Source organism: Paenibacillus sp. ALE2 (assembly GCF_054113385.1).
Window position 1 is genome coordinate 859,629 of the sequence record NZ_CM134213.1, and the last position, 26,583, is coordinate 886,211.

The 26,583-nt window shown below is 45.2% G+C and carries 31 protein-coding genes; 12 read left to right on the plus strand and 19 right to left on the minus strand.

Translation table 11 applies throughout. From position 1 onward, the window contains the following. Positions 1-59: 59 nt before the first annotated feature. The 3 genes from ACXHJ1_RS03495 to ACXHJ1_RS03505 are packed head-to-tail and all read right to left on the minus strand — an operon-like array spanning position 60 to position 2,335. Positions 60-521 carry a nucleoside deaminase gene (locus tag ACXHJ1_RS03495; protein ID WP_457905617.1) on the minus strand — a complete coding sequence of 154 codons (462 nt, stop codon included), beginning with the start codon at positions 519-521 and terminating at the stop codon, positions 60-62. Positions 522-567: 46 nt separating this feature from the next. Next, positions 568-1,479 carry an EamA family transporter gene (locus ACXHJ1_RS03500; protein ID WP_457905618.1) on the minus strand — a complete coding sequence of 304 codons (912 nt, stop codon included), beginning with the start codon at positions 1,477-1,479 and terminating at the stop codon, positions 568-570. 37 nt (positions 1,480-1,516) lie between these two features. Then, positions 1,517-2,335, minus strand: coding sequence for a purine-nucleoside phosphorylase (locus tag ACXHJ1_RS03505; protein WP_016819556.1), 819 nt, complete (start codon positions 2,333-2,335; stop codon positions 1,517-1,519). 364 nt (positions 2,336-2,699) lie between these two features. Here ACXHJ1_RS03505 and ACXHJ1_RS03510 point away from each other — a divergent pair, with 364 nt between their 5' ends. Next, positions 2,700-3,914 carry an ROK family protein gene (locus ACXHJ1_RS03510; RefSeq protein WP_016819555.1) on the plus strand — a complete coding sequence of 405 codons (1,215 nt, stop codon included), beginning with the start codon at positions 2,700-2,702 and terminating at the stop codon, positions 3,912-3,914. 261 nt (positions 3,915-4,175) lie between these two features. Here ACXHJ1_RS03510 and ACXHJ1_RS03515 read toward each other — a convergent pair whose 3' ends face one another. The 3 genes from ACXHJ1_RS03515 to ACXHJ1_RS03525 all read right to left on the minus strand — a co-directional run bounded on the left by ACXHJ1_RS03515 (position 4,176) and on the right by ACXHJ1_RS03525 (position 7,213). Beyond that, positions 4,176-4,994 carry an alpha/beta fold hydrolase gene (locus ACXHJ1_RS03515; RefSeq protein ID WP_016819554.1) on the minus strand — a complete coding sequence of 273 codons (819 nt, stop codon included), beginning with the start codon at positions 4,992-4,994 and terminating at the stop codon, positions 4,176-4,178. An 826-nt stretch (positions 4,995-5,820) separates the two neighbouring features. Further along, on the minus strand, positions 5,821-5,991 hold the full coding sequence (locus tag ACXHJ1_RS03520; RefSeq protein WP_155399775.1) for a hypothetical protein: 171 nt from the start codon (positions 5,989-5,991) through the stop codon (positions 5,821-5,823). Positions 5,992-6,190: 199 nt separating this feature from the next. After that, complete coding sequence (locus ACXHJ1_RS03525) at positions 6,191-7,213, minus strand: MBL fold metallo-hydrolase (protein WP_457905619.1); 1,023 nt, start codon at positions 7,211-7,213, stop codon at positions 6,191-6,193. Between the two features lie 165 nt (positions 7,214-7,378). Here ACXHJ1_RS03525 and ACXHJ1_RS03530 point away from each other — a divergent pair, with 165 nt between their 5' ends. Then, on the plus strand, positions 7,379-8,389 hold the full coding sequence (locus tag ACXHJ1_RS03530; RefSeq protein WP_025363934.1) for a fumarylacetoacetate hydrolase family protein: 1,011 nt from the start codon (positions 7,379-7,381) through the stop codon (positions 8,387-8,389). 93 nt (positions 8,390-8,482) lie between these two features. After that, positions 8,483-9,064: a TetR/AcrR family transcriptional regulator gene (locus ACXHJ1_RS03535; RefSeq protein WP_013369248.1), complete on the plus strand. Its 582-nt coding sequence runs from the start codon at positions 8,483-8,485 to the stop codon at positions 9,062-9,064. A gap of 214 nt (positions 9,065-9,278) precedes the next feature. Here the strand turns inward: ACXHJ1_RS03535 and ACXHJ1_RS03540 are convergent, their stop codons facing one another. Genes ACXHJ1_RS03540 through ACXHJ1_RS03560 form a run of 5 tightly spaced genes read right to left on the minus strand, consistent with a single transcriptional unit; the run spans position 9,279 to position 13,623 of the window. Continuing rightward, positions 9,279-10,598, minus strand: a complete 1,320-nt coding sequence (locus ACXHJ1_RS03540; RefSeq protein ID WP_457905620.1) for an ABC transporter permease — start codon at positions 10,596-10,598, stop codon at positions 9,279-9,281. Continuing rightward, the gene (locus tag ACXHJ1_RS03545) at positions 10,591-11,493 is read right to left on the minus strand and encodes an ABC transporter ATP-binding protein (protein WP_457905621.1); all 903 of its coding nucleotides are present in this window, start codon (positions 11,491-11,493) and stop codon (positions 10,591-10,593) included. Before ACXHJ1_RS03545 ends, ACXHJ1_RS03540 begins: the two co-directional genes overlap by 8 nt. Next, positions 11,490-12,455: an ABC transporter ATP-binding protein gene (locus ACXHJ1_RS03550; protein ID WP_174821134.1), complete on the minus strand. Its 966-nt coding sequence runs from the start codon at positions 12,453-12,455 to the stop codon at positions 11,490-11,492. The genes ACXHJ1_RS03545 and ACXHJ1_RS03550 overlap by 4 nt, the downstream gene beginning before the upstream one ends. Before the next feature lie 5 nt (positions 12,456-12,460). Beyond that, positions 12,461-12,862, minus strand: coding sequence for a GntR family transcriptional regulator (locus ACXHJ1_RS03555; protein ID WP_019686050.1), 402 nt, complete (start codon positions 12,860-12,862; stop codon positions 12,461-12,463). A 41-nt stretch (positions 12,863-12,903) separates the two neighbouring features. After that, positions 12,904-13,623: a hypothetical protein gene (locus ACXHJ1_RS03560; protein ID WP_016819546.1), complete on the minus strand. Its 720-nt coding sequence runs from the start codon at positions 13,621-13,623 to the stop codon at positions 12,904-12,906. A gap of 238 nt (positions 13,624-13,861) precedes the next feature. Between ACXHJ1_RS03560 and ACXHJ1_RS03565 the strand changes: the two genes are divergently transcribed. Together ACXHJ1_RS03565 and ACXHJ1_RS03570 are read left to right on the plus strand one after the other, a co-directional pair. Next, positions 13,862-14,089: a DUF1858 domain-containing protein gene (locus ACXHJ1_RS03565; RefSeq protein WP_017428003.1), complete on the plus strand. Its 228-nt coding sequence runs from the start codon at positions 13,862-13,864 to the stop codon at positions 14,087-14,089. A gap of 14 nt (positions 14,090-14,103) precedes the next feature. Beyond that, the gene (locus ACXHJ1_RS03570; RefSeq protein ID WP_457905622.1) at positions 14,104-15,369 is read left to right on the plus strand and encodes a DUF438 domain-containing protein; all 1,266 of its coding nucleotides are present in this window, start codon (positions 14,104-14,106) and stop codon (positions 15,367-15,369) included. On the opposite strand, the gene ACXHJ1_RS03575 is transcribed toward ACXHJ1_RS03570, so the two are convergent. The 3 genes from ACXHJ1_RS03575 to ACXHJ1_RS03585 all read right to left on the minus strand — a co-directional run bounded on the left by ACXHJ1_RS03575 (position 15,361) and on the right by ACXHJ1_RS03585 (position 17,130). Continuing rightward, complete coding sequence (locus ACXHJ1_RS03575; RefSeq protein ID WP_017428004.1) at positions 15,361-15,870, minus strand: GNAT family N-acetyltransferase; 510 nt, start codon at positions 15,868-15,870, stop codon at positions 15,361-15,363. The two genes, ACXHJ1_RS03570 and ACXHJ1_RS03575, sit on opposite strands and share 9 nt — an antisense overlap. Positions 15,871-16,053: 183 nt before the next feature. After that, the gene (gene map, locus ACXHJ1_RS03580; protein WP_107734813.1) at positions 16,054-16,836 is read right to left on the minus strand and encodes a type I methionyl aminopeptidase; all 783 of its coding nucleotides are present in this window, start codon (positions 16,834-16,836) and stop codon (positions 16,054-16,056) included. Positions 16,837-16,941: 105 nt separating this feature from the next. Further along, a complete protein-coding gene (locus ACXHJ1_RS03585; protein WP_007428354.1) occupies positions 16,942-17,130 on the minus strand; it encodes a hypothetical protein in 189 nt (62 codons plus the stop codon). 363 nt (positions 17,131-17,493) lie between these two features. Here ACXHJ1_RS03585 and ACXHJ1_RS03590 point away from each other — a divergent pair, with 363 nt between their 5' ends. The 5 genes from ACXHJ1_RS03590 to ACXHJ1_RS03610 all read left to right on the plus strand — a co-directional run bounded on the left by ACXHJ1_RS03590 (position 17,494) and on the right by ACXHJ1_RS03610 (position 21,645). Further along, a complete protein-coding gene (locus tag ACXHJ1_RS03590) occupies positions 17,494-18,531 on the plus strand; it encodes a serine hydrolase domain-containing protein (RefSeq protein WP_457905623.1) in 1,038 nt (345 codons plus the stop codon). Between the two features lie 43 nt (positions 18,532-18,574). Continuing rightward, positions 18,575-19,726, plus strand: a complete 1,152-nt coding sequence (locus tag ACXHJ1_RS03595) for an MGDG synthase family glycosyltransferase (protein WP_457905624.1) — start codon at positions 18,575-18,577, stop codon at positions 19,724-19,726. A gap of 30 nt (positions 19,727-19,756) precedes the next feature. Then, entirely contained in the window at positions 19,757-20,038 is a 282-nt protein-coding gene (locus ACXHJ1_RS03600; RefSeq protein WP_019686045.1) for a hypothetical protein, read from the plus strand. A 443-nt stretch (positions 20,039-20,481) separates the two neighbouring features. Continuing rightward, a complete protein-coding gene (locus tag ACXHJ1_RS03605) occupies positions 20,482-21,165 on the plus strand; it encodes an MOSC domain-containing protein (protein ID WP_107734811.1) in 684 nt (227 codons plus the stop codon). A 141-nt stretch (positions 21,166-21,306) separates the two neighbouring features. Then, a complete protein-coding gene (locus ACXHJ1_RS03610; RefSeq protein ID WP_019686043.1) occupies positions 21,307-21,645 on the plus strand; it encodes a DUF4870 domain-containing protein in 339 nt (112 codons plus the stop codon). Between the two features lie 57 nt (positions 21,646-21,702). Here the strand turns inward: ACXHJ1_RS03610 and ACXHJ1_RS03615 are convergent, their stop codons facing one another. Continuing rightward, a complete protein-coding gene (locus tag ACXHJ1_RS03615) occupies positions 21,703-22,659 on the minus strand; it encodes a sigma-70 family RNA polymerase sigma factor (RefSeq protein WP_107734831.1) in 957 nt (318 codons plus the stop codon). Between the two features lie 17 nt (positions 22,660-22,676). Next, positions 22,677-23,120 (minus strand): carboxymuconolactone decarboxylase family protein, encoded by a 444-nt coding sequence (locus tag ACXHJ1_RS03620; protein WP_016819535.1) that lies wholly within the window; start codon positions 23,118-23,120, stop codon positions 22,677-22,679. A 150-nt stretch (positions 23,121-23,270) separates the two neighbouring features. Between ACXHJ1_RS03620 and mscL the strand changes: the two genes are divergently transcribed. Beyond that, positions 23,271-23,765 carry a large conductance mechanosensitive channel protein MscL gene (gene mscL, locus ACXHJ1_RS03625; RefSeq protein ID WP_107734810.1) on the plus strand — a complete coding sequence of 165 codons (495 nt, stop codon included), beginning with the start codon at positions 23,271-23,273 and terminating at the stop codon, positions 23,763-23,765. 84 nt (positions 23,766-23,849) lie between these two features. Here the strand turns inward: mscL and ACXHJ1_RS03630 are convergent, their stop codons facing one another. Together ACXHJ1_RS03630 and ACXHJ1_RS03635 are read right to left on the minus strand one after the other, a co-directional pair. Then, positions 23,850-24,551, minus strand: a complete 702-nt coding sequence (locus tag ACXHJ1_RS03630; protein ID WP_016819533.1) for a histidine phosphatase family protein — start codon at positions 24,549-24,551, stop codon at positions 23,850-23,852. 76 nt (positions 24,552-24,627) lie between these two features. Further along, positions 24,628-24,921, minus strand: a complete 294-nt coding sequence (locus ACXHJ1_RS03635) for a hypothetical protein (RefSeq protein WP_016819532.1) — start codon at positions 24,919-24,921, stop codon at positions 24,628-24,630. A gap of 173 nt (positions 24,922-25,094) precedes the next feature. Here ACXHJ1_RS03635 and ACXHJ1_RS03640 point away from each other — a divergent pair, with 173 nt between their 5' ends. Continuing rightward, positions 25,095-25,727, plus strand: a complete 633-nt coding sequence (locus ACXHJ1_RS03640; RefSeq protein ID WP_457905625.1) for an NUDIX hydrolase — start codon at positions 25,095-25,097, stop codon at positions 25,725-25,727. An 8-nt stretch (positions 25,728-25,735) separates the two neighbouring features. Here ACXHJ1_RS03640 and ACXHJ1_RS03645 read toward each other — a convergent pair whose 3' ends face one another. Beyond that, the gene (locus tag ACXHJ1_RS03645) at positions 25,736-26,524 is read right to left on the minus strand and encodes a TrmB family transcriptional regulator (RefSeq protein ID WP_250249071.1); all 789 of its coding nucleotides are present in this window, start codon (positions 26,522-26,524) and stop codon (positions 25,736-25,738) included. Positions 26,525-26,583: the final 59 nt, after the last annotated feature.

Consider the following 26,583-nt stretch of genomic DNA (forward strand, 5'->3'; position numbering starts at 1 on the left):
CACTACCAAGTGAAGTTGCCCAATGAATTCATAAATTCTCATATTTAAAAAAAAGTTATTTAATGAGAAAATTTGTATCCATCAAAGACTTTTAAACCTTCTTTATTGAGTATTTGTTCAACTAATTCAGGTCTTTGAGGGCTTTTCTCAAATACTTCATTACATGCGATCATGATGTTGCTCCCAGCGATTTCAGCTAACTGATCATGTGATACGCTGTATACTATTTTGCCCAGATTAGACCACACCATGGCGCCAGAACACATTACACAAGGTTCACAACTTGTATACAAAGTGTATTCGCTCAAATCAAATACATTGTTTTCAGAACAAAATTTCCGGATTAAACCCATTTCTGCATGATGTGTTGGATCACAAAACGTATTAATTTTATTTTCCCCAACCATTACGACTTCCTCCCCTTTGACCAATATCGCACCAAAGGGCTCATTTCCTTCATTTCGGGATTGTAAAGCAACCTCAATTGCCTTTTTCATAAAGAGTTCATCTTTGTTTGTCATTCTATATGCCTCCCTAATCTGTGATTATTATCTAGCTAAGGATGTTTCAAATGGTTAAGATGTCCTTTTTATTTTTTTTCAGTAATTTCGGTAATGATATTCCAATTAAGATAAGAACGATCCCTACATATTGCGGAACACCAATGTGCTCATTCAGGACAAAGACAGACATTAATAAGGCTGTTGGAAGCTCCATTGCCCCTAATATTGATGCTATTCCTGATCCCACTAACGGAACACCTTTGGAGAAAAGCAGTGTGGAGAGGAAGGGACCGACAAAAGCTAAAACAAACCCATATTGTACAGCCAGTTGTAATAGAAGCTTTCCATCTGTTAAAAACGTTGGAGGTAAAATGATCGAACAAACGAGCAGACCTCCGGTAGTCATGAAAGCTGTCTTCATCATCGGATTTGCTTGCACGGCGACCCTACCACTAACGATCATAAAAATAGAATAAGATAGTGCTGCAAGCAGACCAAATAAAAAGCCAAGCCAATGAACGGCAGAAATTCCAGTCGAATAAATATTAGTTGCGCTTATCGTTCCGATTAGCAAAGGAATAATGGATAGTAGCTTTCCCTTTTCAGGAATTCTTCTATTGAAAATCGCCTCTAGCAACACACCGATCCATGTAAACTGGAAAAGAAGTACAATCGCCAAAGAAGCTGAAATATATTGAAGTGAAAGATAATAAAACATTCCTGTAAGCCCTGTTGTAGCCCCTACAGTGACTAATAAAATTATTTCCCTTTTACCTGGCGTTACAAACTTCTTCTGTTTTGTACTCTTCGTGCCTTTAGTAATAAGCACTCCGCCCCATAATAATATCGATCCTAAGAGGAGCTGTATTCCAACAACATCATTCACGATATAACCATCTTTATAGGCTAATTTCACAAAAGTCGATAATAAACCATAACAAATTGCACCTAATATGACATAAATATACCCTTTCATAACCTCGCCTTTTTCTTCATCGGATTTTATATAATTACTAAACCTTCTCTACAATTCCCTTAACTAAAGCAATGAAATTCTCTCTTACCAAGGCAGCTACCTCAATTACTTCGTCATGACTTAGAGGCTGATCTAGAATTCCACAAGCCATGTTGGTTAAACAGGAGATTCCAAGAACCTTCATATTCGCGTGAACAGCTACGATGGCTTCTGGTACGGTTGACATTCCAACAGCATCTGCTCCTAATGTACGAATCATGCGAATTTCAGCTGGAGTTTCATAAGCTGGACCACTCCACCAGGAATATACGCCTTCGCGTAAAGTTGTATTTTGTGCTTTTGCAACTTCCGTAGCAATTTGTCGCAATTCAGCATTGTACACTTGAGAAAGATCAGGAAAACGAGTACCCAAATCGTTATTATTCGGTCCAATCAATGGATTCGTACCTACCAAATTGAGGTGATCCGTAATCAACATTAACTCACCCGGTTTAAAGTCTTTATTAACGGCGCCGCAAGCATTGGTGATGAGCAAGTTTTCTACACCCAGGGCCTTCATCAAACGCACCGGAAAAGTCACTTCATCCAAAGAAAAGCCTTCATAGTAATGAAAACGTCCTTTCATTGCCAATACAGTTTTTCCCTTTAGCTCCCCAATAACTAATTCGTTCGCATGACCTAACGCTTCAGATTTTGCAAAGTGGGGAATTTCGCTGTAAGGTATTGTGAAAGGGTTTTCAATTTCGTCAGCCAATGTCCCTAATCCGGACCCCAAAATCATTCCGATCGTCGGACGATATGATGTTTTACTCATGATAAAGTCTCTGGTTTCCAAAATATCTTGCATTTTATGCATATTTAATTCCTCCTAAAATAGTTTGCTGTAAGCTATCTGTATCAATCACTTCAAATTGCTGCTCCAACAGCTTTCATTGATTAGTGTAATAGCTTAACTACCTTTTGTAAATGACTATTTATCATTTATATAAAAAGACTAATTAAATGTTAAATAATTCGTCATTATCTCCAGTTCTTTTTATACTAATTATCAAAAGTTAATTCATGTTTTCTTCATTAGCTCAACGTGTATCTAAAACATCCAAAATTGTACAGATTTAATAATCAGAGTAGATATATCATCAAAAAAGCCCGATAATAATTGTAACTATATATTTATGTCTGAAAACAACATCTTGTATTAAAGATCAAGGGGAAGTTATATGTTAAATAAATTTGAAGAGTTATCATCACCCAAAGCGAAAAACTTAAAACTGTTATATAGCTTAGTTCGTAAATTAGGTCCTGTAACCATTAACACGTTAGCTGAACACACTGGTTTTAAGCATGTAACATGTGGGCGTTTACTTGACGAACTTGTTGCAGAAGATCTTATCTATGATAGTGGGATTGGAAAATCAAGTGGTGGACGTAAACCTCTGGCCTATGTCATCAAACCGGATGCTTACAACTTGATTGGGGTTGAGATTACAAGCTTATACACAACTGTCTTGCTGCTTGATTTAAAGCTAAATATTATAGGCGTCAAAAAATTAAAGATGACCACCGAATGTACTGGAGAGTACACATTAAATTATGTAGCAAAGTGCGTTGAGGATTTACTGGCTGAACATAACGTTCCTAGGGAGAAATTGTTGGGCATCGGCATTGGGGTTCTCGATTCGTTTGATCCGGCAATGGGAGTCATTTCACATCCCCAACTTTTTCCTGCAGGTGGATGGGATATAAATATAATTGAATATTTAAAACATAAAACCAACACTCCTGTATTTCTGGAGAATGGGACCAACTTGGCTGCGCTAGCTGAATATCGTATGAACTTTTGGAAAGAAACAGATAATTTAGTCTTTGTATCCAGTGATATTGGAATTCGATGCGGTACTATTTTTCAAGGCAGATTGGTTAGCAGAAAAAGAGATATGGATGATACCTTTGGGCACATCATCATTGATATTCATGGTCGACGTTGTTCTTGTGGCTCATATGGGTGTCTCCAAGCATACAGTAGTTTGCCTGCTATTCGTGACGAAATGGTTAGGCTCATGAAGCGTGGCAAGCCTTCAATGCTTACGACCGAAGTTAACGATTTCGAAGAGATCAATTTACACCACATTTTATATGCTTTAGAGCAAAACGATGCGCTCTGTTTAGAAGTTGTTGAGGATGCAGCTTATTACTTTGGTGTGGGTCTCAGTAATCTGATTTTTCTGTTACGTCCTGAGATCGTGATTTTCGGAGGAACTCTAGTACCAAAACCGCGTTTTTTTGAGGTAGCAGCTAAAACAGCACAGGATCGATTAAAATTTTATCCTGATAGTCATGTTCAAATCATTAAATCCACTGAAGCCTACAATATTGTGGCTCAAGGAGCTGGTTGTATGGTGTTGGATTATTTCACTGAAGAGGTACCTGTTTAGCATTTAGTCATCGAGTCAAGTTCTTATCCACACCTGAGATGAGAACTTGAATCATTCAAAACAAAAAAAGACGAGCCAAGCGACTCATCTTTTTGAAGTGACTATTTATTTACGTACGACGGCATAGCCTTTATTCTTCAGTAGATGTCCAGTTGAGATTCGAACGATTCCAGCTTCAAGATCGGTAGCTTACGCTTCAGAGCTTTCTGAATAAAGTACAGATTAATTCCCTGCCCGTTAGTTCAATGGATTCATATACAACTAAAATCCAAACTCTGTTACTCTTTCAAGCCACTCACGAATAAGTGACTCAAATAATAGAGCCTGTTCAATTTGAAGATTATGGCCTGCTCGATCTAGAACGGCAAAGGTTGCTCTAGGATAATTGTCTAAAATTTTAAAAGCGTCTATGTAACCAACGACTGCATCTTGTCGTCCAAGAGTAAATACTGTTGGTTTATCGAATACTAATTCATCTATATTGGTGGAAAATCCATAGTTTCTTTGAATCTTGCTAAGAAAATCGTAGTCAGCGATCTTACAACCTGCCACGATCTCTTCTGAATACCTCTTCCAATTATATTCATCGAGAACGACTTGATTTGCGCTAAAATCACTTATTTGCTCTTCACTTAAGGTGCCCATAAACTCGCGATCACGATGAACAACAAAATGCTCGGGAAGTATTCTTCTTTTGTGTTCAGGAACAATTAATGGACAAATCAGTGCAGCTCCACCAATACGATCTTTATGTCTATTAATTATTCCTCTTGTAATATAACCACCGTATGATTCGCCTGCTATGAGATAATCTTGGTTTGGGACAAGAGTTTCAATAAAATTTATAACTGCTTCTAGCATATCATTTGAATTACATATTTGATCGTAATCCATTGTTTGTCCCATTCCAGGCAAATCAAGATAGATACGACGCCAACCGGGGATATCTTCAAATATCGGTTCCATACACCCACTCATTAACCGATGGTCTGGTGTAAAACCATGGATCATTATAATCGGTTTGCCTGTACCAATTTCCTCGTAATATATATTGGCATTCTTGACTTTACAATATGGCATACAGACTCCTCCAATTGATATATTTATAATGTGCTTATACTAAAGAAAAATCTACATTGCTTTATCTAGCACACCAGATCTCCGTTTCCGTTTCGTTTTGATTATATACTCATACATAATATATGTAAAGAACACTTGTTCGCTATAATTGTTTCCGGGGTTAAACTAAATTGCTGTTTTATTATTCATCACCATATAAAGTAGGAAGACCTTGATTCATCAGTGCTTCTGACGAATCAAGGTCCCTACTTTGTCTCAACTATAATGGTTACTCACAATGTGCGGTGTCATAATTAGTGAGAAAATTATCGCTATCCAACTCATGTAAGCCATAAAAATCATAATTAATGAGAATATCCTCATTACTGTAATGCATAAGTATACATCTACTTGTATAGGTTTCATATTATCTTTATTAGCTCAAAGACATCAAAATAAGCTTGCCAGCGACAAGCTTTTTCAATGTTTAATTTCAACTTAAAATAGCGACTTTCAGCGGGACAATGTTATCGTGGTTTTAGAATTGCTTTCTTGTAAAAAATATGAATTTAGAAGAATCACTTCGGACGGGGCTTTGCCATGACAGAGCTGCGCGAACCCAACATATAGAACATTCAAAGCAGATACAACGCCATTCCAGCCGCGACTTTGGTACTGTTTTTTTACATTTAACATCGTTACACCACTTCTACTTGGCAATTTATACATCGTTATTTTCTAAAAAATGTTACAAACGCCCTAGCTGCAATAGATGATGCTGTATTGCATTTTAACTAGTAAAAACCACTCTGTAGCATTAAATGCATCGAAACCGGGATGGAGGATTTTATTCAAATCCGGGTGCCTGACGCAAGGTGATTTCAGTACGTTTCATCCGCTCCACTACACCACGAAGTCCTTCTATAAACTGCTCCTTACTCTTCGGCTGCTGCGGTGTGTACTGCGGCGAATCCGGGACCCGTATCCGAATGGGTGGAAAACTTCCAAGCTCAGACACTGCCTTGCCTTACCACTCTCTGTTTTTTCTCCCATGATTGAGCTGCGAAAGTTAAGTTAGTCATAAGTCCATCTCCATTTCTTTATAATCGGTTCTAAACGCCGATTTAAATTCCGTGGAACAATAAAAAAAAACGGCCGCTGTTCGCATCGTTTGCGACAAGGCCGTTTTTTGTTTTTCGTACGCTAGCTTCAACTTGCTATTCTTGCCAAACACTCATAGGGTCCCATGGCTTGATCTGATCGCCATATTTTCCGGCCAAAAAAGCTTTCATGTCTTCCAGCTTAGCAGGCACCTCGTTCCAAATTGGAAGGGGTGGTAACCCTCGTTTGCTTTTCAATAGGATATCCACTGTAACATACAACCGTTCTGGCTGAATCCAATGAAGGAAGCGGGAAATATCAATTTGCTTGGTCAGGGACAAGGTATCAATTTCGTCATTGTAATGCTTGTTAAACTCGCTAATCAGGTTCAGGAGGTAGTCTCTTTGCTCCTTCACGAAGTCCAGGCCGCAGATGGCGCCATGTCCTGGAACAACGATTTCGGGTTTAATTTCATCAATAATGCGATCAAGCACTTTAACCAAATTGAGGGTTCCCTCTTCGCTGTATGCCGTACAACCGTTAAACACGACATCGCCGGCGAACAGCACCTTTTCTTTTGGCATCCACAGCAGCAAGTCACTGTCAGAGTGGGCCGGAGCTACGTTGTAAATCATAACTTCCATATCGCCAAGACGGATGTTGATATCGTCCTTTATCTCAATATTCGGGAGCACCCATTCTACGCCTTTCAGGTCGAATCCTTCAAATTCCGCTGCAAAAAACCGCTCGCCCGAAGTCGATTCCGGAGAATTCTTTCCTCTTCTGATGACGCTATCCATCCAGGCGATATTTTCGGTGAGACGCTCTCTGGACGCTTCCTTGTGCATAATAATGCAAGCATCTTCAAACACTTTGTTTCCCCAGGCATGGTCACTGTTATAGTGCGAATTCACCACATATGCGGGAGAGCCGCCGTTGCTTACTTCCTTAAAAGCCTCCCGCATTTCCCGCGCATGGAACAAATCGAAGAACGTGTCATACACCAGCCCTCCGCCCTTGTTGATGAACCCGGCATTGGCCCAACTGATGCCGCGATACGGCGAAATACCGGCAAAGACGCCATTTGCGACTTCAAAAAATTTAACGCGAGGTTTTTGGATAATACGTCCATACTTCATGGAAATTCTCCTTTGCGTATATGTTTTTGGGGTAAAGCACACTGATTATGTCTTTAATATAGAGAATCGAAAACATAAATACAAGCAAGCACTTGCATGCATTTATGTTATGCAATATGATAGTAACAGAACAACATCAAACAACATGGATGGTGGCGCTGCAACATGAAGCTAGTAACCTTTCAAACCAAGACATCTCAGGAACCTTTATTTGGGCTTGTAATTAACGAGAAATTTGTCGTGTCTTTTGCCGCAATCATGAAAAAGCAGGGAACATTCGTTGACAGTCTTGAAAGTATGGACAGCTATCTTCATTATTTGCCGGCAAGTTATGATGCCGCTAAGGAATTGATGCAATATGCTGTCGAACTGTCGCATCAATTCAATGAAAATGAAGTCTGCCCGATTGCAGCGGTAAAATTGCTGCCGCCGGTTCCACATCCGGCTGCGCTTATCGATTTCGGGCTGACGCCAAGACATCTGAGAAATGCTGGCGTAAATCTGCTGCAAAGAGAATACACAGGACCGGAAAGAGAAGAACTTAAACGAAAAATTGCTGAAAAATTCCAGCGGGATCCGAATAAAGTAATTTTCAGTTATTACAAGTGTAACCATAACGCATTAATTGGCGATGGGGATACGATACATTGGCCTTCGTACTCTTCCTACCTGGATATCGAGCCGGAGCTGGCCTTTGTTACAGGGAAGGGGAACTGCATTGCAGGTTATGTTATTTTTAACGACAGTACTGTTCGCGATGTGCAGTGGCCTGATTTCCTGGCGCTGACTGGACCGACGCGCTGCAAAGATTTTGATCGCAGCAAAGGAATTGGACCATTTCTAGCTACGCCGGATGAAATCGGCAACCCGCTGGCACTGGATGTGGATGTACGGATCGGGGAGAGACTGCATTGGAAGGGAAGCACATCCGAGTATTCTGTACACCCTGCAAAAGTGATGGAGGAGATTCTCAAAGTTTTCACGCCGCTCCCAGGCACGATTATAGGAATGGGGACGATACCGGATTGTTGCGCAATCGAGACCGAACAATGGCTGTTGCCCTCTGACCGAATCCAGATTACATTTGATAAATTAGGCTCGCTCACGCAATTGGTGCCTGATCATGTCAAGATTACTGAACCAAGCCGCTGGGAAAAAAGAAGCGATTTGCCTTAAATAAACGTTTATGAAAATGATGAACCCCGACCCTGCTGCATATGCAAAATCTTGTAGTAGAATAGGTTTAACATATGTAAAAGGAGAAATGCAATGCAAACTTCAGACAGAATCATTGAAGCCGCGACACGGCTCATCAAAAAGAAGGGCTATCGGGGAGTAAGCACCAAAGCCATTGCAACGGAAGCTAAAGTCAATGAATCTACGATTTTCCGGCAATTTGGAAGCAAGCAAGGCATATTGGAAGCCATCATTGAAAGACATTCGGATATCCCGCAATTTGAGAAGCTGTTAAAAGAGGATGCGACCGATAATCCGGAAGTAGATCTGCTGAATGTAAGTCAGCAGTACCGTTTGTTTTTCCATAAAAATGCGGACATCATTTTGATTGGCATCCGTGACAAAGGAATGCTTCCCGAATTGGACAGAGTGCTGGCCGATCCGCCGGTGAAGCTGCACTCCTTGCTAGTTGAATATTTTGAACGCCTGCAGAAGAAAAAAGTTATAGCCAGACAGGATGAGCGTCTTGCCGCCATGACTTTCCTCTCGATGTGCTACGGATTTCAGATGAGCGAGCTGATTCACCGGCAATATCAGTCCCAACTCGTCACCGAGGAAGAGTTCTACAAGCACAGTGTCTCATTGTTTGTTAAAGGAATCTTGTCTCAGTCATAAGCTTTATTGATTTATTTAATGATAAGTCTAACTTCTCCTCTCAAAACATCACCAATTATTAATCATCACAATATAAAGCAGAAAAGCCTTGATCCATCGGTACTTCTGATGAATCAAGGCTCTCACTTTGTCTCAAACATATATTGAAAAAATCTCATTTATTAATACATTTGTCTCAACTATAATGGTTACTCACAATGTTCTCCTACATTTATTAAATCTTGTAAGCCTTCATCGCTTTTCTTAGCTCTTTGAACGAAGGTCGTTTGCCATACATTAAGACACCCGTACGGTAGATCTTGGCGGCCAGCCAGCCAAATAATAGGATGGAAGCAACTAGAATGGCTAGTGACAGCCAAATTTCCAGCAGACTCGCCCGTTCCAGTCCGATGCGTAGCAGCATGACGGTCGGAGAAAAGAACGGAATGTATCCGGCCACCTTAATGAAAATCGTATCAGGTGCGGCAATATTGAAGATCCCGATGTAAAAGGCTGCGAGTGACAGCACGGTAATCGGCATGATTGCCTGCCCCAACTCTTCGGTACGGCTAACAATGGAGCCCACCGCGGCGAACAATACCGCGTACAGAAAGTAGCCGAGAATGTAAAATATGAGACCATAGCCGAGCACCGCAATATTCAGTTGAGACAAATCCAGTCCGACCGAGCTAAGAATGACATTATTATGCGGCAGCATGAGGTTGGCGCATATAACGGCTGCGAAAACGGCAATTTGCAGCAGACCCACCAGGAAGATGCCAATAATCTTCCCAAACATTTGGGTCAACGGCGACACGCTTGTGATGAGAATCTCCATGATCCGTGAGCTTTTTTCCGATGTTACCTCTGCGGCGATCATATTCCCCGTCATCATGGAAGAGGTGAAGAATAAAATCATCAATACATAGACCAAACCATAGTTAATCATGGAGGTCGCTTTTTCCTCTTTCCCCGCAGCTCCCCCTGCCTCAGACGGACTGTCTACTTCCCTGCTATCCACCAATACAGGTGTACTAATTTCACGGATTTGGTCGCTGGTCAGCGACTTGTCGCCCATAATAGCCTTGACCTTTGCTTCCTGAAGTCCCGTTTGCACCAATGTAATGACAGCCGGAGATGGCTCTTTTTCTACAGAGACGTATTCCACTTTAGGAAACGTGTCTCCCTTGGCGGCAGGCTCCGTGAACTGCACGTAACCTTGCAGCTTTCCGTTGTTCAAGGCTTGCTGCATTGTCGGCGCTTGTACGCTGTCATAACGTACCCAGATGGCTGCCGGATTGGACTGCTCCTTGGTAAACCGCTCCAGCTGATTTGCCACTTCTGTCTGGTTCCCGGCAATCAGACCCAAGCGTTGATGTGCGGCTGCAGTTGTGCCGGAACTTCCGGCCCCTTCTCCTTTAAACAAAGAAATCAAATACGGCAGATTCATGCCCAGCGTAATGAGCAAGGCCAATACCAGTGTCGTAATGATAAAGGATTTGGTCCTCGCCTTCTGACGAAACGTAAACCCGATCACCGTACCCAGTCTATTCATGGGAATCTCCCACCTCTCTTATGAAAATTTCGTTGAGCGTAGGTTCCTTGATCTCAAAATGCTCCACATCCGTTTGCCCTAACGCTGTTTGCAAAATTAACTTCGCCGCATCCGACTGCTCAATATGCAGCATCCAGCCACGATCCATATGCTCTACACGGCGTACGCCCGGCAGCTGCTCCAGTCCGTTCACTTCACCTGTAGTGATGAGGCGAACTTTTTCACGTGGGTAACGGCCCTTAATCTCTTGCACACTTCCCTGCACTACGGTATTCGAGCGATGCAAAATCGTAATATGTCGGCACAGCTCCTCTACATGCTCCATACGGTGGGTTGAAAATAAAATCGCTGCCCCCTCATCCCGCAGTTCCTTCACCGTATCCTTGAGCAATTCGACGTTCACCGGGTCCAGCCCACTGAAGGCCTCATCCAAAATGAGCAGCGTCGGACGATGCACAACAGCCGCAATAAAGCCCATTTTTTGCTGATTTCCCTTGGATAGCTCCTCAATCCGCTTGTCGTAATATTCCGGCACTCCAAAGCGCTCTAGCCAGTAGCGTAGACTTTTGTCTGCCTCCTTGGCCGACATTCCCCGCAGCCTGCCCAAGTAATTAATCTGCTCGCTCACCTTCACCTTGGGGTACAGTCCACGCTCCTCGGGCAAATAGCCCATTGTCCGCTGAAGCTCCTTGCTGTAGGGCTTGCCTTCATATTGAATGCTTCCCCCGTCAGGGTAAATCAGGCCGAGCACCATGCGCATCGTTGTCGTTTTGCCTGCTCCATTGCCTCCCAGCAGTCCGTAAATCTCGCCACCGTTCACATTCAGGGATATTCCGTTTACCGCCGTATGATTCCCATATTGCTTCACGACCTTTTCCAATTGCAGCATGCTCATGATTGCTTTACCCCTTCCTTCTTCATGAATGTCTCTGTATCCGCCGATAGTTGTCCCGCAGACCAATGTACTAAAATATCATCCAGCTCCAGACGGCGCACACGGATGGGGCGAATACCCGCTTGTTCCAATATGGCACTGGTCTCTCCAGCTGCCAGCGTTATAATTCGCTGTAAATTCCCATCACTCTCCGTCTCTACAACTCCCGGAAGCTCCGATGCCTCCTCTGGTGTACCTTCAAACCACATTTCCTTGCCATTTTCGAGCAGATGGTCTTTTTCCAGCTTGCCAAGCAGCCTGCCATCGTGCATCAAGACAATATAATCCGCCAAACGCTTGATCTCGTCCATGATATGGGTAGCAATAATGATCGTCGTTTTACCGTTCTTCATACAATCCCGCAGTTCCTCCAGCATGATCTTCCAGGCAAAAGGGTCTAGACCCGATGAAGGCTCATCCAGTAGCAACACACGGGGGTGCGGCGCCAAGGCAGCAGCCAGTTCGAATTTCCGGCGCTGTCCCTTGGACATACTCGATAATTTCGTATGTGCTGGAACCTGAAAGCGGTCCATTAGACGCTGAAAACGTGTTTCATCCCAGCCGGGATACCACAATGCTCGAAAAGCCGCTGCTGCTTCTGCAGTTAATCGATCCTCCTCACGAACCGGCTGCTCCGGTATATACCCAACCCATTGTCGTGTATCTGCCGGCATGCCGTCGGGGTATGCTTGACCGAACCAACGAATCTCACCGGAATCCGGATGAACAAGCTGAGTCAGCAAATGAATCAATGTGCTTTTCCCTGATCCGTTATGTCCAGCCAAAGCGACCACATATCCTGGTTCAACCGTTAAATTAATCGGTCCAATTTTCCGGTCACCCCGGGTTTTATAGACCTGGCTCATCTCAATAATTGGTGCTTTCATCTGTATTTCCGTAGGAACTCCCACATGATTATTCACGGCTGTCACTCCCTCACCTGGACTTCATACCTTCTTTTCACCATTTCTGCAAAAAGCTCCAATAACTCCCGCTCTTTCATCTGTACAGCGATGCCTGTGGCAATCGCCGTTTCCAATGCCTCAGTAACCGCTTTGAGACGGTAACCTGTGCGCATATCATCCTCGACCAGAGCGACGAAGGTGCCCGTTCCCTGCCGGGTACGAAGCAAGCCTTCGTTCTCCAAATCCTGATAGACTCGCCGGACGGTGATTACACTGCAACGAAGCGTCCCCGCGAACTCACGAATGGAGGGAAGCAGCGTTCCCGCTGCAATCTGTCCGGTTACAATGAGTGAACGAAGCTGCTTTTCAATCTGCGCATACAGCGGTTCCGCGCTATTCTCATCAATTTGCACTGGAATATTCACCTGCTTTCCCCCCCTTTTTAGTTATTTTTGTACACATACTACTAAGTTAAGTTCCGTTTCATGAGCTTACGCTGTGTCACCCGATAGGACACTGACATAGCCAGAACTCCTGCTAACAATGCTCCCCACATCACCGGGGACAACAGCAACCATTCCTTACTATAAGAAGCCGTTATCGATACCAGGTTGGCCCCACATACTCGAGCTATAATCGTAACCATCCCGCACATTAGCATGATCACAATAGATAGCCAGAAGTACTCTTTTCCTCTTTTCAAAAATTCCAAGTGAATATAAATGGCTTGAATGAGCATTCCGTAGCCTATCCAGGTCAGAGCAAACGATACAAAGAATCCTGTGCTGGCATATATCCGAAGCGTACCTGACAATGTAAACAAAAGAGCAAAAAATATCACACTATTCGCAACAAACGCCAACACCGCCTGTTGAATTCGACTCATAATTACCGCTTTCATCGGTATAGGCAAGGTGCGGAAAAAGGCTAGCATGTGCGTATAAGAATCTTCCTGTAAATATTTGAACGCTCGACGGTTATAAATGAACCCTAAAAACGGAATCAACGTCAGCATGATGAAATCAGCTACTGGACTCAAGGCTGCATGCTCACCCCATTGCACACTTACCGCAAAACTCATGGTAAATCCCAAATACGCAATAAACAGCAACGTCCATAGTCCTGCATATGGATTCTTGCGAAAATCCTGACGGGTAATCATCCATGCCTGCTTCATGATTGTCATTTTCTTATCCTGATCCCTTCTGCACTGCTTGTGTAATAACGACTTCGTTCACTCTTCATTTCAAAGGTGTTACCACAGTATTCAGTGTTATTACTGTATATATCTTTATACACAGTATATAAACCAAGATTTACCGTTGTCAACTACTTGAACAATATTGTGCGTACAATCACAATAGCTCGTTTGGACCTATGCTACTCTGTAAATGAAAAACGTTCTCAATTGAGGGGATGAACAAATGGATAAAATACTGCATTGGGATGAGTCCATATTTAACCTTGTTAATCGTTATCCTGAAGTGAAGGACATTATGGTAGAACTGGGTTTTCACGATATTGCCAAGCCCGGCATGCTCCAAACCGCAGGACGTTTTATGACACTGTCCAAGGGAATTGCGTTGAAGAAAATAAGTATGGAAACTGTGCAGCAGACGTTTATGCAACATGGTTTTACCATTCAAAAATAAAGGGGTTAACGATCATGAGCGAGCTAATTAACAACCGTGAACATACAGCACAGGAATTAACGGAGCGTCAGCGAACATTGAAGGAAATTATTAAAGAACTACATGCCGGGAAAAGCGTGGAGGAAGTTAAAGCGCGTTTTGCAGAGGCTGTTGGTGGGGTAAGCGTGGCGGAAATTTCAGCGATGGAGCATGCCTTGATGACCGAAGAGGGAATTCCGGTGTCGGAAGTCCAACGTCTCTGTTCCGTTCATACATCGATATTCAAGGGCTCTATTGAGGATATTCATCGTCCTTCGGGACCGGAGGAACAACCAGGACATCCTGTTCACACCTTCAAGCTGGAAAATCGTGAGATCGAACGTCTGGTCAACTTTAAGCTGGCCCTCCATGCAGAGCAGTTTCAAAAGGAAGACAGCCCCAAGGTTATTTACAAGCTGCTTGAAGATTTAAGTCTGCTGATGGATGTCGACAAACACTATAGCCGCAAAGAAAATCTAGTATTTCCTTATCTAGAACGCTATGGAATCTTTGGTCCAACCAAAGTGATGTGGGGGGTGGACGACGGCATTCGCGCCGCAATCAAGGATGCGAAGAAGCTGCTTACCGAATATAACGGAGATCGTGATCAGATTGGGAAGGCGCTTGCTCATATCATGAGTGAAGTGAATGAAATGATATTCAAGGAAGAGAATATTTTGCTGCCGATGGCACTCAGTAAGCTGACCGAGGATGAATGGCTGAAAATAGCCCGGGAAAGCGAGGAAATCGGGTTCTGCCTGACCGCTCCTGAGCGTGAATGGATACCTGAACGGGCAGAGGAACCTGTAGAAGCCCTTGAGCAAACAGAAGACACTTCCACTTCTGGTACTCCGCAAGGGTTCGTGCGATTCGAGACAGGGATTGTATCCGTACAACAATTGGAGCTACTGTTGAATCACCTGCCTGTGGATCTGACCTTTATCGATGAAAATGATGTTGTTCGCTATTTCTCTCACGGTAAAGAACGTATCTTTGCCCGCACAAAGGCCGTCATTGGTCGTACCGTGCAAAATTGCCATCCGCCGCAAAGCGTGCATGTCGTTGAGAAACTGCTGGAAGATTTTAAGGCCGGACGCAAGGATGTTGAAGATTTTTGGATTCCAATCAAGGACAAATTTGTCTACATCCGTTATTTTGCCGTTCGTGATACCGAAGGACGCTATTTGGGAACACTGGAATTCACGCAAAATATCGCGCCTATTCGCGCCTTGGAAGGACAAAAGCGTATTCTATCAGAATAGCAGCCAGCCATAAGCCACCATGTTCAGGTTTTTGCCGCCCATATTTATAATATGCTGTTCTACTACAGGCTTGGCCCCTAGCTTTTCGTAAAAAGTACACGCTGGATTATCTGCCAGCACCCACACCATGACAGAGTGAATATCCATACTATTAAAGTGTTGAAGCAACCGCAGAAATAGTCTCTTGCCGAGCCCTAAACTATGGTATTCACTCAAAACATAAAGAGCCGTTATCTCTCCCCCGTACGGGGGATATTCCCCTGACTTTTCTGGACCTCCACTCACAAATCCGATCATTTCCCCCTTCTCATTTTCAGCCACATATACGAGATGACCGTCTTCAGTAGATAGATTCGCATTCCACAATTCTGTTCTTTGCTCATAGGAGAGCCGTTCCAGAACCTCGGCAGGCATGATATCTTTGTATGTCGTTCTCCAGCAGTCTACGTGCACCTTGGCGATGTCTTCGGCATCTGATATCATCGCTTCCCTAATCATCATGTGGGTTCCACTCCTAGTTTCCAATATTATGCCTCCTATTATACCGACGATCCGAATCGCGATCTATGATCTATAACAAGAAGCTCATTGTTTGGTGAAGCGGATATGCTATCCTAAAAAACTTACCAAGAGAGTCTTATGCACACAACCCGCACATTGGACTCCCTATGGCACAATACTCTTTTATGAGGTCAAAATATAAGGACCGTTCTTTGTAATCGCAATGGTGTGCTCATATTGAGCGCCCCAACTGCCGTCTGCTGTGCTGATGGTCCAACCATCATCTCCCCAGAGCACCGCGCCTTCGGGTCCGAGGGTAAATACCGGCTCAATGGTAATCACCATCCCTTCGCGCAGCGGCAATCCCGTTCTAGCACGGCCGTAGTGGAGAACGTCCGGCGGTTCATGTATTTGGCGGCCAATCCCATGCCCGATCAGAGATTTGACGTTACCGTACCGTCGCCAGCCTGCCGCTTTTTCGACCGCATGCCCAATATCCCCTAATGTCCGGCCGGGGCGGGCAACCTCGATGCCGCGCATCAGCGCCTTATGGGTCTGCCGCAACAGCCTTGCTACCGGCCGACTGATGTCACCCACTGCGTAGGTCCATCCCCGGTCAGCTAGCCATCCGTCCTTGTTAACCACCATGTCGATGGTTACAATATCCCCATCATGAAGCACCCGCTCCGAAGGAAATCCGTGACATACCACCTCATTGACCGAAGCGCAGGTCGCATAAGGGAACCCCTTGTAGCCCTTTTGTTCAGGCGTAGCTCCACGCTTGTTTAGAAATTGCTCCACCCAAGCATCGATTTCAAGCGTTGTGATTCCCGGAAGAATACGACTTTCCAGCGCACGATGGCAATCTGCCAAAATACGTCCGGCCTCCCTGATGTAGCCGATTTCCTCCGGTGTTCGTATCGCTATTTCTATTGGAATCCGCCTCCTTTGAGCATACAAATTCACTAAACCTATCCCATTGTATGCAGGACGGACACAAAAAAACCGTCTCCTCTAGGGAAAGACGGTTTATAAAAGTCGTGTTTCTAGTTGTTCGGGTAAGCGAACCCTTTAAGATACTGAAGAATTGATGCGGCCGAGTTCGTTTTCCACCACCATGGTCAACTCTTCCTCATACCCTCCTGTTATCCGGTATTTTCGCACATATTCCTTTACAAATTTTTTGGGATCCTTAGGCCGGAAAATTCGAGTCATTTCCCGCAGACTTTCCTTAACTTCATTGTGACCTTTCGTTGCCATGTAACTCCCTCCCAAAACGTTGAAAATAAGTGCTCCGTTGAAGAGAATGCCGAAAAGTATTGATGTCCTTATGCAGTGAAGTAGTATGTCTAGTGCAGCTTAGGTCGGGAATGCCTTACGCGAGGCATGTACCTGACACTATTATTAACCGATTTTCTATTGGCTGAATCACTACCCCATTATACCATATTCAGATACAGCTTTCAGCTTTCCAGTAAATTTACATTGATTTTACCTATCTTTTACGCTTCATAGCATTTGGAGTTCTCAATTAGCTGCTGCATAGAGGTATACCTTATTTATCGGCTTTTGGAGCGTATGTGTTTGGGGTAAAATAAATAAACATAAAAAGGGGGGAAAGGGATGAGCCGTTATGCTCCACTGTTCACTGCACCTGTTGCCCGTCTGTCTGCGCTGAACCTCGGAACTTGTGAAGAGGAAGGCATCGATGCCTCCCTACTTGATCAGGCAGATCATGAAATCCGAGCTAAATTTCCGAAAATGCACAGCTTTCTCCTGCTTCGCCACGGCAAGCTGATTTGGGAGCGCTATTACAACGGTCATGAAGCAAGCGCTCTGAACGATTTGCGTTCCGCGACCAAAAGCTTCACTTCCACGCTCGTCGGCATGGCTATGGCACGCGGGGATATGCCCGGACCAGATACGGCTGTGCATAAGCTTTTGCCTGAGTATTTGCCCCGGCGGAAGGAAACACTGCTAGAACGGATTACGATTCGTCATCTGTTAACCATGACATCCGGCTTGTATTGGCAGACGGGCAAAAAGCTCGGTGAAGCCTTTATCCACCGTTTTCATCGCAGCAAGAGCTGGCCGTCCTTTGCCCTACGCTTACCTGTACAGGAGGATCAAATCGGGGTATTCCAATATCGCAGTGTTGATTCACATCTGCTGTCCGTGCTCCTGACCCGTTGCTGTGGCATGGACGCCTATACGTACGCTCTCCAGCATTTATTCGAACCGTTAGGTTTCGGGAGAAGTGGTTGGGCACAAGATCCAGAGGGTTTCACCATGGGCCATATCGGACTGTATCTGACGTCGCGAGACATGGCTAAATTCGGCGATTGCTGCCTTCATCAAGGCATCTGGAATGGAAGAGAATTGATTCCAGCCGATTGGCTGCATCAGGCGACGCAGCGACAGATTGAAGGCTATCCAGAATTCGGAGATTACGGATTCCAATGGTGGACTGGACGACTCCACGGCATTGACTATGCGTGTGCACACGGACATGGAGGACAGCAAATTTATCTGCTACCGGAAGCGAATGCAGTCGTGGTATTTACAGCAGACAGCAAGGTGAGCCGTTGGAAAAACCCACGAACACTGCTAGAGCGTTTCGTCTTGCCAGCCGTATCCTCCCTCAACTTGGAACGTTCCTAAAATGAGCTACATGTGCTTATTGAATATAGGGGGCTAAACAATCATGGAAGTCTCAGCACCGAAAATTCTAATTTTATACGCCAGCTACGGGGAAGGCCATGTGCAGGCCGCTCGGGCAATCATGGATAGTCTGCGAAGACTCGGACACTGCGAGGTACAACTACTCGACCTGATGGCTGAATCTCATCCATGGTTGAATGGGCTGACCAAATTTGTATATATGCAAAGTTTCAAAACCATTCCACAACTTTACGGCTGGGTCTATAACATCACGCGCGGTATGCAGGCTAAATCAGCCTTTGGCCATGTGTTGCATTCATTCGGAATGCGTCAACTTGCTCTTACACTGAAAAAGGAGTTGCCGGACCTCGTGATCCATACGTTCCCGCAGCTCGCTCTTCCAGCGTTACGCCGCAAAATGGGTATGAATTTGCCTATTGTCAACGTGGTTACAGACTTTGACCTGCATGGGCGCTGGCTACATCCCGATATTGACCGCTACTATGTAGCTACTGAGGATCTGCAGCAGGAGGCCGCACAGCGGGGAATACCTATCGAACGTATTGCCGCGACTGGAATTCCGATTCACGCTTCTTTTTATAACCTATCTGTCAACGAACCCCCTAATCAGCAACAGGTAATCCCACCGTTACAGGCTGAGACGACCACGCTGCTCATTATGGCAGGTGCGTATGGTGTGTTATCCGGCATACTGGATATCTGTCATCATTTAAGCCAGCTGCCGCAGCTTCGACTGCTGATCGTCTGCGGACGCAATCAGCAGCTGAAAGCAGAGTTGGATGCGCTGTATGCAGACCACCCCGACATCTACACCTACGGATTTGTGGACTACGTTCCAGCACTTATGCGAGCAAGCAGTTTGGTGATTACAAAGCCCGGCGGTATCACACTCTCGGAAAGCATCGCATCGGGTTTGCCTATCCTGGTGTTCAAACCCGTACCCGGTCAGGAACTAAATAATGCTCTGTATCTGCAGCAAAAAGGAGCTGCCCGCATTGCTCGCACAACGGAGGAACTGATTCAACATTGTCTGGATCTGATCTCCACTCCCTCTCTTGCTAAGGAAATGAAGCAGGCGATTGAGTTACTTCGCAAACCTCATCCCGCAGACCAGATTGCCGAGGATATTTTACAGCAGCTTGTGGATAAAAGAACCTCCGTCCGGACAAATTAACGAAGAATAAGCCAGACGGAGGGGATACCAATGGAACACAAAGGAAAGGATTTACTCCCACTAACGGGTGAAAAGGTAGAAGTGGATGGTATTTATGTGGATGAGGATGGACATGAGCAGCATTTGCACAGAGGCCAGCACTTTCCCGCTGATGTTGTTTTGGGTACTTCTGAGTGGAAAATGACCGAATATGCCTTTGATAACCATCACGAAGGACGTACCGATGAACGACTTATCCCCAAAGAGGATGACAAGAATAAAATGGGTAAAATCACACACCCGCGCCGTCATTTAAAAACTGGTGACCGATAATTACGGAAGTATATCCACAATTACTACCAATATGTTGATAGTTTGTGGACAAACTGTGCGCAAACTATGAATTATTGTAATATTGTCTACAGTTTGTGCACAAGTTGTGTATAAACCACGTTGTTTTTGTGGATAAACACTATTATGCGGTGGATAAAGTGCGTACAACATGTGCAAAACATGTGCATAAACGTTTAAAAGGCTGAACGAATCTTTTCCGTTCAGCCTTTTTCGTATTTTTATACACATCTCTAATTCGCAAATAGCACATGGAGAAGTGTAAAATGGAAATGGGGACAAACAGAGTCACAAGAGGAATTACCGAAATGTAAAAAGGCGGAGTAAGCATGGACGTGATGAAAGCGGAACAGGAATGCAGGAACGCGAATATAGAAGCATCTAGCGAAACTCGTTGACCAAAATTTGGAGTAGAGGTGATCCGAATGGCATCTATTAAAATCCTTTCTCTTAATGTCGGCATGCCCAAGCAGATCCGGTTTAATCAGAAGGATGTTTCTACGGGGATATTCAAGTCGGCCACAGATGAATATCTGTATTTATCTTATCTAAACTTCGAAGGGGATGGGCAGGGCGATCTAGTTCATCACGGAGGGCACGAGAAAGCTGTATGCGTCTATCCCTACGAGCACTACCCGTTCTGGGAAAATGAATTGCGGAGTCCGCTCGATTACGGCGCATTCGGTGAAAATTTAACGATAAAGGGTTTGCTAGAATCCGACGTTTGCATTGGAGACGTCTTTAAGCTTGGCAAAGCTATCGTTCAAGTTAGCCAGCCGAGACAGCCTTGCTACAAGTTGTCCCTCAAGTACGGCGTACCGGACATGCCCCTGAAAGTACAGCAAACAGGCTACACGGGATTCTACTTCCGCGTTCTGGAAGAGGGAGTTGCCTCTAAAGCCGACGGACTATCCCTCCTTCATCGCCATCCGAAAGCAATTACGGTTTCATTTGCCAATCGAATTATGCATCAAGAGAAGGATCATATCGAGGGTATTAAACAAATTCTCGAAGTGGAAGAATTGTCCGTAAACTGGAGAAATACGTTTCTAAAACGTTTGGCGGGAACAGAAACGGATTCTCGGGAAAGACTATCAGGCAATTCGTAAGGAAGTGGTTCAATGAGTTAGTATGTTTTGTGTAGAGTGAACTTTTTTACCGAGATCGGGCATATCCTTCAATCCTGTCCTCATAGCTTGTATAGTACGGAGACTTAGCTTGAATCATTTATAAAGGAGGATATGCCTGACATGTCAGTCTATAAGTCTTCCACAGGACTGGATGAAAATATAGCAGCTGTCCTGTGCTATTTGTTCGCATTTATTGGAGCGCTGGCCTTTGTCATGCTGGAAAAGAAAAGCCGATTCGTATTATTTCACGCACTGCAATCCATACTTCTTTTTGTAGCCCTCATGATCGGGCATGTGCTGGTCGGATTCATTCCGCTACTCGGTCCTTTGCTCGCTTCCCTGCTAACGCTGGCAAGCCTTGCCATGTGGATTATCTTGTTAATTCGTGCGGGACAAGGAAAGTGGCTCAAGCTTCCCTGGATAGGCGATCTGGCTCTTCATCAAGCCCGGCAGTTATAAAGACAGCAAAAAACCTTGATCCTAAACAAGGATTCAAGGTTTTTCCATTTGGGCAGTTCATTCTTTTACGCTTGCTTCTACTGTCCTTATATGAATGTGTCCTAGCTTATCTGGATTAACCATTAAATAAAAATTCTGAATATGCTCCCCGTCCGGTGCCAGTCTGAGACACAAGGTCTCTCTCACTTCACCGTCTTTCAGAAATGCCAGCTGAACCTCACCATTGATGACCGTGTGGACCACATCTCTTTCTCGTAAAACAGTTAATACCCGACGAGAGGTCAACAGGGCGAGAACGCCTTTGCGTACAACCATCGGTCTCATCACCGTATGCACATTACCTCCACCATCTGACACGAATACAGGTTGTTCAGCCAGTAGTTCCAGCATAGCAGTCACATCGTAGGCGAGAAAAGCAGTTGTAAAACGTTCCAGCAGTTTTACCCGGGAAGAGTTATTTATACTAGGACTGTTTGGAGCTTCAGGAGCAGATTCTCCGGAAGATAAAATACGACGGGAGCGACTGAACAACTGACGACAATTGCTCTCGGTCTTGCCCAGTAATTCCGCAATATCTTTATAATCATACTGAAAAGCTTCTCTCAGCACAAAAACAGCCCGTTCTATCGGCTTTAGCTGCTCCAGCAGAACCAGAAATGCGTAAGATATCATATCTTTACGTTCTAACCAATCGGCAGGGAGATCCGCGCTCTCACCCAGCGGCTCCGGCAGCCACTGTCCTACATACGTCTCTCTTTGCTTGCGCGCAGAATTCAGCAGATTCAAGCACCGATTCATCGTCATTTTGGCTACATAGGCTCTGGGGTTCTGTATGTCATTCAGGGGCTTATGCTCCAGCTCGACAAAGCAGTCTTGAACGACATCCTCGGCATCCGTCACCGTTCCAAGCATGCGATAAGCAATGGCAAAAGAATATTTGCGATATTTCTGATACAGCTCCTCCAGACTTACATCCACCGATTCTTGTTCAATTCCGTATTCTTTGCCAGACAAAACATAGCCCCCATTCATTAAAGACTGCCTGGATACATTCCGGTCGCTATGGCAATCCGGTTCCAGCTGTTGATCACATTAATTGCGGTAATCAAATCTACGTACTCTTCCTCTGTAAAATGTTCTCTGACCCGATTATACAAGTCTGTAGGTACCCCTTGCTCTGAGATATGAGTGACCGCTTCGGCTAATTCAAGCATAGCACGTTCTTTTTCCGTGAACAAAGGAACCTCCCGCCATAAAGCAAGCTGCAAAATATGGTCAGCATAATCGCCTAGTTTTAGCAAATCCTTTGCATGCATATCAAGACAATAGGAACAGCCATTGATTTGGGATACTCTAATCTTCAGTAGTTCGTACAATACTTTGTCTGTAAAACGACCGGAAATATATTTTTCCATCTCCATCATCGCCTTGAACGTGCTGGGACTCACTGCTCTGTGATTAAATCTTAAACTCACGATACATCGCCTCCATTATTGGTTTACATATAGAAGACAAATGAGCATGTGGTTTTGTGACAAAGTGCAATACATCAATTTGGAATTGCCCTCAATTGACATAGCATGTATTATAGATAAATGATTTTATGTAAAGAAGGTGTACATCACATGAGCGGAAAAGGTTTTATTCAAGAATTTAAAGAATTCGCTGTACGTGGTAACGTGATTGACCTCGCGGTCGGCGTTATCATTGGTGGAGCGTTTGGCAAGATTGTCACTTCTGTGGTGAACGATATTATTATGCCTCCGATTGGTAAACTTCTGGGCGGCATGAATTTTCCAGACTTATATGTAGCTTTACAAGCTGCCGATCCTCTAAATGCTGACGGTACACGCAAAACCCTAGCACAAGCCAAGGAAGCAGGAATTGCGGTCCTCGCCTATGGTCAGTTTATTAATGTCCTTCTGGACTTCCTCATCGTGGCCTTCTGTGTGTTCATGCTGGTCAAAGGGATTAACATGCTGAAGCGCAAAGAGGAAGAAAAACCTCCTCAGGAAAAAACGATCAAGGAATGCCCACATTGCCTGTCGGAAATTCCTATAGCTGCTACCCGCTGTGCACATTGCACATCCAAGCTAGAGGGATTCGTTGAATCACGCTGACTCAACCTACACTCCTATGAATACAACAAACGGCTTAAGACGGTGGTTCGTCTTAAGCCGTTTTGGCATCGTATAGAAATCCCATTAATTGAAGTTGGTGATAATACCCCGAGGTCTGACTGGCAAACCTTCTGCGTACAGATGGGAGACATCACCGAAGCCAATGCAACGGGGAACTGCCCATTCCTTGGAGCGTTCATCAAACAAGATGGTGGTTACAGAGCTAGGCGGCATCCAAAAACCGGACCAGACCAAAGCCAAAGGTAGTTCCAACAGATGTGCAAGCCAGGTCAGCCCGAAGCCGCCATGACAAAATACGGCTACCCTGTCTTCGGTATGCTTCAAAATTCGGTACCTGCCCTCCACCCGCTCAAAGCCTTGCCGCTTCAGGAATTCATCAGAATGAACCTTCAGTCGCTCGAAGGTTTCGGGACTTTGCGTCCCCTGATAATAGGAAATTTCCTTCCAAGAGTCATGAGTCGGCAGAGGCGACCCGGAACGAATCACTTCACCAGGCAAATCCCAATGGGAAAGACGACCGTATGGAGTATCCTCCAGCTTTAGAGCCAGCTCCTGCGTCCAGTCCTCCACTTCATAAGTCATACCGAGAGAGTCGGTGGTGTAGCGCATTGTGTCCAAAGCCCGCCCTAACGGAGAGACGTAAATACGGTCCAATCCGTGACTGGACAGTCGTTTGGCCAGTGCCTTGGCTTCCAAATGTCCCTCCGGCGTGATGGTGTTGTTAGGGTAATCAGGGTCTGCATGTCGGATAATATACAATCTCATCATTGGTTCTCCGTTCCTAAGAATGGCGACAGGATCGCTTGATCTCATTCCATTGGTTAGCTCTCCTGATCTTTAATTAATGTTTATTCAGCAAATTTTCCAAAATCGCGCGCAAATCTCTGTCTTCTTGGTAAACTTCCTCACCCGTATCCAGCTCAATAACCCGGATATATGTATAGTTCGCTCTGGCATCGACTGGTTTAAAAATCAATTCCTCCGGGTTGTCTGGACGCACATCATAGCCCATATTTTTGAACATATCTGTTATTTGGTCAATCCCCGGCTTGCCTCCGCTTTCCAGCATAATCAGCCCGCGCAGTTCTTTGGGCTCCTCTGGATGCATCACTCGGAAATGTACAATACATTCCATGTAAAATCGCTCCTTTCAATCATAAACCTATGTTATGGCGCAAATCTCCATGTTCCCAGCATACCCCAAAAGCTACTCCACATTCCACATCGACCATCATATCGTCAGGGTGGAAAACACGTTATACTGTAAAGTAAGACTTTGATTTTCTGCTGATTATAGGAGGAACCACGATGACTAGCGAGCTTCTGGATATCTATGACGATGAAGACAACCCCCTTGGCACAGCCTCTCGACAGGAAGCACATGCCAAGGGATACTGGCACCATACCTTTCACTGCTGGCTGGCACGAGACACTTCGACAGGCCGCCGCTTGCTATTCCAACAGCGTCAGGATGCAAAGGACACCTTCCCCGGATGCTACGATATTACAGCAGCTGGGCATTTGACTTCAGGCGAAGATATGTCCCAGGCAGCTCGCGAGCTGGAGGAAGAACTGGGCATTCATGTTCCCTTTACCTCCTTAACACCGCTGATGACCGTTCGGTATGAAAGTAAAGGTACCGCACAGGGCACCTCTTTTTGGGATCGGGAGGTCAGCTCGGTGTTTGGACTGCTGTCCAACCAGCCCCTGGAAGCCTATCGTCTTCAGCAGGAAGAAGTAGCCGGACTGTACGAAGCAGACCTTGAGCAAGCACTGGCCCTGTTTGAAGGCCATATTCCATTTATCGAAGCCCAAGGTATTACGTCGGGGCCGAACCCGGAAAAAACTCGCCGCCTGATTACACCGGATCAATTTGTGCCTCATCAAGCGGGCTATATTACATCTGTATGCCGGGCTCTGATGGAACTTCCCTCCCAGTAGTCCTTAACCTATTCTCCGGCTGACATATATTTGCCGACAATGCCTTCATACCGCCAGCCATATCGGGTCGACAGCTCGCTGCCCATATCATGCTCCAGCTCATACAAAATAAGATCCTGAGCAAAATGATCAAGCAGCAAACCTGTCATCACCGGATGCTCGGTAATAAGCGCCTGTGTCGGGCAATTCTCTCCCCGCATTCCCAGCATGCACCAACGCCGGTCAATAACAAAGGAAAACTTGCGCCCTGACGGTTCCTGGCTGTTTGTACCAGATGCACGCGGTAGCCACGGGCCCAACATGCTTTCTCCGTTGTCGCAGGACCATAGGAGTCGCACACCCCGACTCTCGGCTTTTTTCAACTCTTCCCGCAGCAGTTCGGCTTCCTCACGCCACAAATCCAGCACAATCTCATGCTTGGCCCGTTCCAGCTCGCGTGTCAGGCTTTCCAGCACCTTCCGGTCACCTTCCACATTATAAAAGGTCGGCTTGGCTGGTTCTGTTCGTGGCATCTCCTTCTCCACCGCCAGCAGGGATTCCCGCATCTGCCCTTCAATCATCCGGGTCAGCTCACCCGGCGGCAGCATGCTGTAGCGTACAGGTTCTCCTGCACTCGCTCTGAGATATCCCTGTCCGGCCAAACGCTGCAAAGCTGCGTACACGTTGGAGCGCGATGCCCCCAAACGCTTAGCCACTTCATAGCCGGACGCTGCATTTTGTCTCGAAAGCTCGACCATCACCTTGGCTTCCATCTCCGTAAAACCCAGATTCCGCAGATGTTGCAGCAAACGCTCCATATGTTCTGTTCCCCCTATGCTGCCCGGCGTTATGTCTGTGTCCTGCGGCAGCCTGTTCG